Annotated in this window: 1 protein-coding gene; it reads right to left on the minus strand. The window is 68.4% G+C overall.

The window, feature by feature from the left end:
- Window positions 1–217, minus strand: a 217-nt coding sequence (locus tag IMZ11_RS44430) for a DUF4345 family protein (protein WP_228649802.1), incomplete at its 3' end; no start/stop codon positions are given.
- Window positions 218–412 lie beyond the last annotated feature (195 nt).

Below are 412 nucleotides of genomic sequence, written 5' to 3' on the forward strand. Positions count from 1 at the left end.
TCCCGGTCCGGACCTCCCCCGGCGTCACGGCCGCGTAGGTCAGCACCGCGGCGATCGCGATACCGAAACCGCCATACACGCCACGGACTTCCGCGCGGGCGGCGGCGGTTCTGAGGTCATAGTCGAACGGACGCAGAATCGCCTGCGGAGCTGCCAGTGCGTAGACACCCATGCCGAGGAAGAACACCCCGGCCACGACGATCACTGCGATGACCACGGTAACCTCCTGATCAATTGATGAGGAGGCCAGCATGCCGCCTGAACCCGGGCCCGCGCTTCCACAAACCTGCTGCCCGACGGTGTGGCTGTGGCCGGGGCAGGCCCTCTACGCCGGGCCGGGGCTCGGCCTTGAGCCGCATTCCGGATCGGTGTGGTGCCTGGCCGTCGGTGTCGACGGACCGCTGACCGTGAC

The organism is Microtetraspora sp. AC03309 (assembly GCF_020826795.1).
GTDB lineage: Bacteria > Actinomycetota > Actinomycetes > Streptosporangiales > Streptosporangiaceae > Microtetraspora > Microtetraspora glauca.